Origin of the sequence: Pseudomonas sp. BGI-2 (genome assembly GCF_004310295.1) — a bacterium.
Taxonomy (GTDB): domain Bacteria; phylum Pseudomonadota; class Gammaproteobacteria; order Pseudomonadales; family Pseudomonadaceae; genus Aquipseudomonas.
In genome coordinates this window covers 81,895-90,273 of record NZ_SISB01000028.1, presented here as the reverse complement: position 1 = coordinate 90,273, position 8,379 = coordinate 81,895, and the positions used below count along the sequence as shown (strand labels likewise).

Annotated in this window: 9 protein-coding genes; 1 reads left to right on the top strand and 8 read right to left on the bottom strand. The window is 56.5% G+C overall.

The window, feature by feature from the left end; all coding sequences use genetic code 11:
* Positions 1-479: 479 nt before the first annotated feature.
* From msrQ to EYC95_RS19400, 6 genes are all read right to left on the bottom strand, one after another.
* Positions 480-1,100 carry a protein-methionine-sulfoxide reductase heme-binding subunit MsrQ gene (gene msrQ / locus EYC95_RS19425; RefSeq protein ID WP_131061797.1) on the bottom strand — a complete coding sequence of 207 codons (621 nt, stop codon included), beginning with the start codon at positions 1,098-1,100 and terminating at the stop codon, positions 480-482.
* Positions 1,100-2,113, bottom strand: coding sequence for a protein-methionine-sulfoxide reductase catalytic subunit MsrP (msrP, locus tag EYC95_RS19420; RefSeq protein ID WP_131061796.1), 1,014 nt, complete (start codon positions 2,111-2,113; stop codon positions 1,100-1,102). Before msrP ends, msrQ begins: the two co-directional genes overlap by 1 nt.
* Before the next feature lie 63 nt (positions 2,114-2,176).
* Positions 2,177-3,034, bottom strand: a complete 858-nt coding sequence (pssA, locus tag EYC95_RS19415) for a CDP-diacylglycerol--serine O-phosphatidyltransferase (protein WP_010467638.1) — start codon at positions 3,032-3,034, stop codon at positions 2,177-2,179.
* 144 nt (positions 3,035-3,178) lie between these two features.
* Complete coding sequence (ilvC, locus tag EYC95_RS19410) at positions 3,179-4,195, bottom strand: ketol-acid reductoisomerase (protein ID WP_007948647.1); 1,017 nt, start codon at positions 4,193-4,195, stop codon at positions 3,179-3,181.
* Between the two features lie 48 nt (positions 4,196-4,243).
* Positions 4,244-4,735 carry an acetolactate synthase small subunit gene (gene ilvN, locus EYC95_RS19405; RefSeq protein WP_003205610.1) on the bottom strand — a complete coding sequence of 164 codons (492 nt, stop codon included), beginning with the start codon at positions 4,733-4,735 and terminating at the stop codon, positions 4,244-4,246.
* 2 nt (positions 4,736-4,737) lie between these two features.
* Entirely contained in the window at positions 4,738-6,462 is a 1,725-nt protein-coding gene (locus EYC95_RS19400; RefSeq protein ID WP_131061795.1) for an acetolactate synthase 3 large subunit, read from the bottom strand.
* Between the two features lie 399 nt (positions 6,463-6,861).
* Here EYC95_RS19400 and EYC95_RS19395 point away from each other — a divergent pair, with 399 nt between their 5' ends.
* A complete protein-coding gene (locus EYC95_RS19395; RefSeq protein WP_131061794.1) occupies positions 6,862-7,275 on the top strand; it encodes a DUF4124 domain-containing protein in 414 nt (137 codons plus the stop codon).
* 18 nt (positions 7,276-7,293) lie between these two features.
* On the opposite strand, the gene EYC95_RS19390 is transcribed toward EYC95_RS19395, so the two are convergent.
* The gene (locus tag EYC95_RS19390) at positions 7,294-7,629 is read right to left on the bottom strand and encodes a YqcC family protein (protein ID WP_131061793.1); all 336 of its coding nucleotides are present in this window, start codon (positions 7,627-7,629) and stop codon (positions 7,294-7,296) included.
* Positions 7,629-8,366, bottom strand: a complete 738-nt coding sequence (locus EYC95_RS19385; RefSeq protein ID WP_131061792.1) for a M48 family metallopeptidase — start codon at positions 8,364-8,366, stop codon at positions 7,629-7,631. Before EYC95_RS19385 ends, EYC95_RS19390 begins: the two co-directional genes overlap by 1 nt.
* Between the last annotated feature and the right edge of the window lie 13 nt (positions 8,367-8,379).

The window sequence follows — 8,379 nt, the reverse complement described above, 5'->3', positions numbered from 1 at the left end:
TCTCGCGGAGTAACTTGTGATGCTGATAATCTTGTTGACTATCAGTCTGACTCCACAAGCACCCACACGAATTGCTTGATTCAGTTGTTAAAGAGCGGTTGGTTAAGATCTTTCATCTCAACCGAGGCGCGCATTCTACAGCAGCCTCTGTTGCTGTCAAGCGGTTATTTTCAGAAGTTTTCAAAGTTTCCTTTGCAACTTCAACCACTTGCGCTTCCGATCTCTCGTTAGCGGGAGGCGAACTCTACAGCGTTACTCGCTGCTGTCAACACCTCTTTTTCTCCGCTTTCGACCGAGAAGATCGAACCGTCAATCAAGCTAAACAACCCTGCCTGATCAACTCCTTCTGGGCTTCGATAACCTGAAGCAACTCGCTGCCGAAAACTGCGTAACTCTTTGTTTACCAAGGAGTTTTCCGTTTCGACTGCGCCGGAAGTGGGGCGAATTATAGACTTCCAGAATCTGCCGTCAACCCCTAATTACGCCTTTCTTGCAGAAGGTGCCTTTTTAGCTATTAAACGCGGGATTCGACGGGCAACCGGGGGAATGCGCAGCACTAATAGGAACGCCCCGATAGAGGCATAGATAGCCCACTCCTTCAGATCGGCACGAACGATCCACAACATATGCAGCAATCCAAGCCCGAGAATGACGTACACCAGACGATGCAGCTTCTTCCAGCGAACACCCAGGCGTCGCTGACTATATCGATTGGAGGTCACCGCCAATGCCAACAGACCAAGAAACCCCAACGTGCCGACAATAATGTACGGCCGCTTGCGCAACTCGACACCCAGCTGCGACCAATCAAACCCAAGAATGAACGCCGTATAGCCGCTCAAATGCAGAACCACATAAGCGAAACACCACAAACCCAGCTGTCGCCGTACGGCAATCCACCCCGCCCAACCGGTGAGTTTCTGCAAAGGCGTCATGCTTAACGTTATTAGTAGCAGGACAAGCGTCCCCAGCCCTAGCCGATCAACCAGCACCTTGCCCGGATCTGGACCCAACACATCCTGCCAGGCCTGATACAACCAAAACAGCGGCCACACCGCTGCAGCTATAAAGACGCCAATTCGCCAAAACGGATAGCGCATCAGTAGTTCTTCCGCAGATCGAGCCCTGTATAGAGAGAGGCAACTTCATCCGAGTAGCCGTTGAACATTTGCGTGTCCCGAACATTCGGCTTGAACAGACCGCTCGGCAAACGACGCTCCCGCGCCTGGGTCCAGCGCGGATGATCAACCGTAGGATTCACGTTCGCGTAGAAACCATACTCATCCGCGGCAATACTCTGCCAGGTAGTTTTCGGCTGTTCGCTGACCAGACTGATTCGCACGATGGATTTGACGCTCTTGAAGCCGTACTTCCAAGGCACCACCAAACGTAGCGGCGCTCCGTTCTGATTCGGCAGTTCGCGCCCATACATGCCCACCGCAAGAATGGCCAACGGATTCATCGCTTCGTCCAGGCGCAAACCCTCTACATAGGGCCACTCGATCAAGGCAAAACCGGATCGCTGTCCCGGCATGCTTTTCGGATCCAGCAGCGTTTCGAACCGGATGAACTTAGCCTTCGACGTCGGCTCGACCTCCTTCAGCAAAGCCGAAAGGGGAAAACCGATCCAGGGAATGACCATCGACCAAGCCTCAACACAGCGAAGACGGTAGATCCGCTCCTCCAACTGATAAGGCTTCATGAAGTCTTCCAGCGCATACCGCCCCGGCTTGCCTACCTCCCCGTCCACCACCACGGTCCAAGGCTCAGTCTTCAACGAACCGGCATTGGCAGCAGGGTCGCCTTTATCAGTGCCGAACTCATAGAAGTTGTTGTAGTGGGTCGCATCCTTGAAGGGCGTGATCGCCTCATCCTTGACGTTGACCGCCCCCCACTTAGTAGAAGGAAGCTTTTCGGCAAACCAGGAAGGTGCCTTGCCAGGCTCGACATCGGCGTAACGAGCGGCTTCGTCAGCACTGGCCCACCGCGGCAGACTGCTCACAGCCAGACCGGCAACGGCAGCACCCAATAGATTGCGTCGAGAAAGATAGAAGGCTTCAGGCGTGACGTCCGACTCATGGCAGTCAGACGCTTTGGGGACTTTGATCAGCATGGCAACTCCGCAGCATTGGAGGACAGATGCACCAATAGACTGCGGAGTATGAGGGAAATTACATCACTCGGCGTTTTTGTGCCGACGAAGATGCAACAGGTATTGCACCGGACCAGACGCCGCGTAAGCGAGGAAAACCAACAGCAGAATGCGCGGTGGATCACTGAAGACCACGGCAAACACCAGCACGACAGCGAGGATCGCGACAAAGGGCACTCGCCCCTTCAAGTCCAGCTCCTTGAAGCTGTTGTATTTGATGTTGCTGACCATCAGCATGCCGGCGGCGGCAACCATCAGCGCAACCAGGAACGACATCTTCGACCCCTGAATGCCGTAATCGCTGAACGCCCAGACAATCCCCGCCACCACACCCGCGGCAGCCGGGCTGGCAAGACCGATGAAGTAGCGTTTGTCCGCAGTACCGACTTGAGTGTTGAAACGCGCCAGACGCAGCGCCGCCCCCGCTACATAGATGAAGGCAACCATCCAGCCGACCTTGCCCATGTCACCCAAGGCCCAACCAAACGCCAGCAATGCCGGCGCAACGCCAAAGGCGACCATGTCCGATAACGAGTCGTACTCGGCGCCGAAAGCACTCTGGGTATTGGTCATGCGGGCAACGCGACCATCAAGGCCGTCGAGCACCATAGCGACGAAAATCGCGATCGCGGCAAACGCGAAATACTTGCTCGCGCCAATCGAATCACCGGCACTCAAGGCACTCTGGGCGCTCATCGAGCTGATGATGGAATAAAACCCTGCGAACAGGTTCGCAGTGGTGAACAGATTCGGCAGAAGATAGATACCACGATGCCGGACTTTACGGCCTTCAGCATCATGCCCTTCCTCGATGTGCTCATCGATGGGCAGCAGGCTTTCGGCGTCAGAAGCCTTGTTTGGCTCTTCGGGACGTTCGCTCATGGACATTACCTTGCAACGGGGTGGAAAGTTTCGACAGGTGTCTGGGACGACGGTTCGGCCGCAAACGATGCAGCTTTATACCAGAACCGGCTACCCAAACGAAAAAACGCGGCCTAAGCCGCGTTTTTCGTACAAGTGCGCGACTTAGTTTTTAGCTTTGTCGACGATCTTGTTGGCACCGATCCACGGCATCATGGAGCGCAGTTGCTCACCGATGATTTCGATACCGTGAGCGGCGTTGTTACGACGCTTGGCGGTCATCGAAGGATAGCCGGTAGCGCCTTCGCTGATGAACATCTTGGCGTATTCACCGTCCTGAATACGTTTCAGGGCGTTGCGCATGGCCTGACGGGATTCGGCGTTGATCACTTCCGGACCGGTCACGTACTCGCCGTATTCAGCGTTGTTGGAGATCGAGTAGTTCATGTTGGCGATACCGCCTTCGTACATGAGGTCAACGATCAGCTTCAGTTCGTGCAGGCATTCGAAGTAGGCCATTTCCGGCGCGTAGCCAGCTTCAACCAGGGTTTCGAAACCGGCTTTGACCAGTTCAACGGTACCGCCGCACAGAACGGCTTGTTCGCCGAACAGGTCGGTTTCGGTCTCGTCCTTGAAAGTGGTTTCGATGATGCCGGTACGACCGCCACCAACGCCAGCGGCGTAGGACAGCGCAACGTTCTTGGCGTTGCCCGATGCATCCTGGTAGATAGCGATCAGGTCAGGGATACCGCCGCCTTTGACGAATTCGGAACGCACGGTGTGGCCCGGTGCTTTCGGTGCGATCATGATCACGTCGAGGTCAGCGCGCGGAACAACCTGGTTGTAGTGGATCGCGAAACCGTGGGAGAAGGCCAGGGTGGCGCCTTTCTTGATGTTCGGCTCGATTTCGTTCTTGTACAGAGCAGACTGGAACTCGTCCGGGGTCAGGATCATGACCAGGTCGGCAGCCGCAACTGCGGAAGCAACGTCGGTCACTTTCAGGCCGTGAGCTTCAGCTTTGGCAACAGTGGCCGAACCTTTGCGCAGACCGACAGTAACGTCAACGCCGGAGTCTTTCAGGTTGCACGCTTGAGCGTGACCCTGGGAGCCGTAACCGATGATGGCAACTTTCTTGCCCTGGATGATCGACAGGTCGCAGTCTTTTTCGTAATAAACTTTCATGAAATTCCCCTATATATCCAGGCCGTTCAGGCCGTTCGCTAATTTGGTTTAGATGCTGAGTACTTTGTCGCCGCGAGCGATACCGGTGACGCCGCTACGGACGGTTTCCAGGATCGAGGCGGTGCCAATGGACTGAATGAAGCTGTCGAGCTTGTCGCTGGTACCGGTCAGTTGAACGGTATACACGCTAGCGCTGACATCGACGATCTGCCCGCGGTAAATATCGGTGGTGCGCTTGATCTCGGCGCGCTGGGCGCCGGTGGCCTTGACCTTGACCAGCATCAGTTCGCGCTCGATGTGAGCACTCTCCGACAGGTCGACCAGTTTGACCACTTCGATCAGCTTGTTCAGGTTCTTGGTGATCTGCTCGATGATTTCATCGTGGCCGACAGTGGTCAGCGTCAGACGCGACAAGGTCGGGTCTTCGGTTGGGGCCACGGTCAGGCTTTCGATGTTGTAGTTGCGCTGCGAGAACAGGCCGACTACACGAGACAGAGCGCCGGGTTCGTTTTCCAGAAGCAGGGAAATAATATGTCGCATGATTAAGTACGCTCCGTCTTGCTCAGCCACATATCACGCATGGAGCCGTCTTTGATCTGCATCGGGTAGACGTGTTCGCCGGCGTCGACCTTGATGTCGATGAACACCAGACGATCCTTCATCGCGAATGCCTGCTCCATCATCGGCTTCAAATCCTTCAAGTCCGTGATACGCATACCGACGTGACCGTAGGCTTCGGCCAACTTGACGAAGTCCGGCAACGATTCCATGTAGGAGTGCGAGTGACGTGCGCCGTAGCTCATGTCCTGCCACTGTCGGACCATGCCGAGCACGCCGTTGTTGAGCAGGATGATCTTCACCGGCAGGTCATGTTGCAGGCACGTGGACAGCTCCTGGATGTTCATCTGGATGCTGCCTTCACCGGTCACGCAAGCCACATCAGCTTCCGGGAAGCTCAGTTTCACGCCCATTGCTGCCGGAAAACCGAAGCCCATCGTGCCCAGTCCGCCGGAGTTGATCCAGCGATTAGGCTTGTTGAAGCGGTAGTACTGCGCCGCGAACATCTGGTGCTGACCTACGTCGGAAGCAATGTAGGCATCGCCCTTGGTCACTTCGTGCAGGGTTTCGATAACGGTCTGCGGCTTGATGATGCTGCCGTCGCCCTTGTTGTAAGGGAACATGTCGCGATCACCGCGCCACTCTTCAACCTGTTTCCACCAGGCAGCGACCGAGTCCTTGTTCGGGGTCTCGCCGATTTCCTTGAAGGTAGCGACCATTTCGGTCAGTACGCTTTCCACCGGACCCACGATAGGAACGTCGGCCTTGATGGTTTTAGAGATCGAAGCCGGGTCGATATCAATGTGGATGATCTTGGCGCTTGGGCAGAACTTCGATGCACCGTTGATAACACGGTCATCGAAACGTGCGCCCACGGCCATGATCACGTCAGCATGGTGCATCGCCAGGTTGGCGGTATAGCTGCCGTGCATACCGAGCATGCCGAGGAACTGACGGTCGCTGCCCGGATAGGCGCCGAGGCCCATCAAGGTATTGGTGACCGGCACGTTCAGCAGTTGCGCCAGTTCGGTCAACGGCGCGGAGCCGTTACCCAGAATGACGCCGCCGCCGGCATAGATGATCGGCCGCTTGGCCGCCAACAGCATTTCCACCGCTTTGCGGATCTGACCCGAGTGACCACGAACCGCCGGGCTGTAGGAACGCAGCTTGGCTTTTTTCGGGAAGATGTATTCGAACTTCTCGGCCGGGTTGGTCATGTCTTTTGGAATGTCGACAACGACAGGACCAGGACGACCGGATTGCGCCAGGTAGAACGCCTTTTTCATGACTTCCGGGATTTCCGAAGCATGCTTGATCATGAAACTGTGTTTCACGATCGGCCGGGAGATACCGATCATGTCGGTTTCCTGGAAGGCATCGGTACCGACCATGGTGCTAGGCACCTGGGCGGTCAGGATCACCATCGGGATCGAGTCCATGTACGCAGTAGCAATACCGGTAATGACGTTGGTCGCGCCGGGACCGGAGGTCACCAGTACGACGCCGGCCTTGCCGGTGGCACGCGCATAGCCGTCAGCCATGTGCGTGGCAGCCTGCTCATGACGAACGAGAATATGTTGAACGGCTGGTTCTTTGAACAGCGCGTCATAGATATGCAATGCGGCACCACCAGGGTACCCATAGATATATTTAACGCCTTCGTCACGCAAAAAGCGGACGAGCATCTCACCGCCAGATAAAAGCTCCACGTTGTTCACCTCTAAAACGCCAGAATACCGCCCACATAAAAGGGGACGGGTCTTAATAGGTTTACTTCTCAGCAGAGCATGAGCGACGGTGGTCGCCGACTACGTCAGCACTGACTGAGCAAGTATTGGGATCGTCCCAAGTGTTGCGGGGCTTTCCCACCCAGCGCGAGGTAACGCGTTGCGGGTGTAACAGGTCGGCGCGGATGTGCGCCTCATGATCTGCTGAGTGGGCCTGCTTCTGGCAGTCCCTCTACAGCGGACTTTGGATTCTTCTGTTTCGTCCTCTGCAAGTCAAGCCGTCTATGTGCTTTATTGAAGTAAGCGCATGAGAAAGCAAGAAAAAACCGCTAAACCGCAACTGTGTTAGCTTCAATTGCGCAACTTTGGCAAGGAAATGGCATGCGAACGTTCTTCATCCTCAGTCTGCTGATCAGCCCTTTGTGTTTGGCCGGTCAGATCTACAAATGGGTCGACGCCCAAGGCGTTACCCACTTCGACGCGCAACCGCCGCAAGGCCAGGAGGTCACCACGGTGCTGACGCCCTCCCCGCCTGCCGGCAAACCCGCTGCGCCAACGCGCAGCACCGCGATTGGCGATCAACAGGCCATCGACAACACAGTGAAAAAGCAGGTCGCCGATCAGCAAGCCCAGCTGAAGGTATTTTGCGAGCAGGCGCGAACGAACCTGGCCCAACTGCAGAACAATCCGCGATTACGGGAGGATGTCGACGGTGAGTTGCGCCGCCTGACCGACGAGCAACGTCAGGAGCGCACAACCGAAGCACAGAAACAGATTGCGGATAACTGCCAGTAATCACTGGCAGTTTCCGACTCAGCGAGAGGCGGTGATCAGCACATCGAACTCTTTGAGCAAGACCTGCAGCTGTCGATCCTTGCCCTGGACATTGCGGGCAGCGAAGACCATTTCGGCCATCTCCTGAATCCCCGACGCGTTGGGCAGCGGCAGATCCTGTTCGAGGATGAGCTTCATCCGCGGCAGGAAGATCCATTGCAGCCACTGCTCGAAATCCAGCGTATCCACCGAAAACGGTTCGACGCTGGATAACGCTTCAGCGGAGGGCGAAACGTCGTCCCACCAACCCTGAGCCCGCAATTCACGCTCGATCAACAGCAGTTGTTCGGCAATCTTTGGGAAACGTGCGTCCATCACAGCGAAACCTTGGCCTTCTGACGGGCCAGTGCAGCACCTGAGGAATCACCCTGCTTCTCACGCGCCTGGGCGATCAATTCCCACAGGCTTGCCTGAAGCGCCGAACGACCATTGGCGAATGTCAGGCCACGACGAGCGAACTGTTCAGCCTGTGGCGCATCGCCTTGGGCCATGCGCACCTGAGCCAGACGATAAAGCACTTGCGGTTCACGCGGTGCAACACGCTGGGCGCGCTCAAGACTGGAGGACGCACCGTTGAGGTCACCGCTAGCCTGTTGCTGCTGAGCAGTGGTCAACAACGCCAGTACCGGACCGTCCAGTTGTTCGTCGGCAGACAAGCCACCGCCTGTATTGGCCGAAGGAATCCCGCTCGGTGTCGACGGCATGCTGTAGCTGCCCTGATTGATCGGTGCCGACTGCACCGGCGAGGTGTCGATCGGCCCCGGGGTAATCGGGCCTGGCGTGATCGGCCCTGTGCTGATCGGCGCCGACGCCACTGCGCCGCCACCCGGCACCATCACGACGACTCCTGTGTCACCTTGTGGAATCGCCTGAGTCTGGGCTTGAACAGGACGTTTAGTCGTCGTCTGGCGGAAACCGCCATTTGCCGATACTCGCTCACTGTTGGAGACAGCGCTGCCAGAATCCACAACCGGGATCGAACCGCGCTGTACGGAGGAGCAACCGCTGAGCAAAGCCACGGCGGTAACCGCTGGAATCAACCACTTGTTCACTTGAAACCCTCTT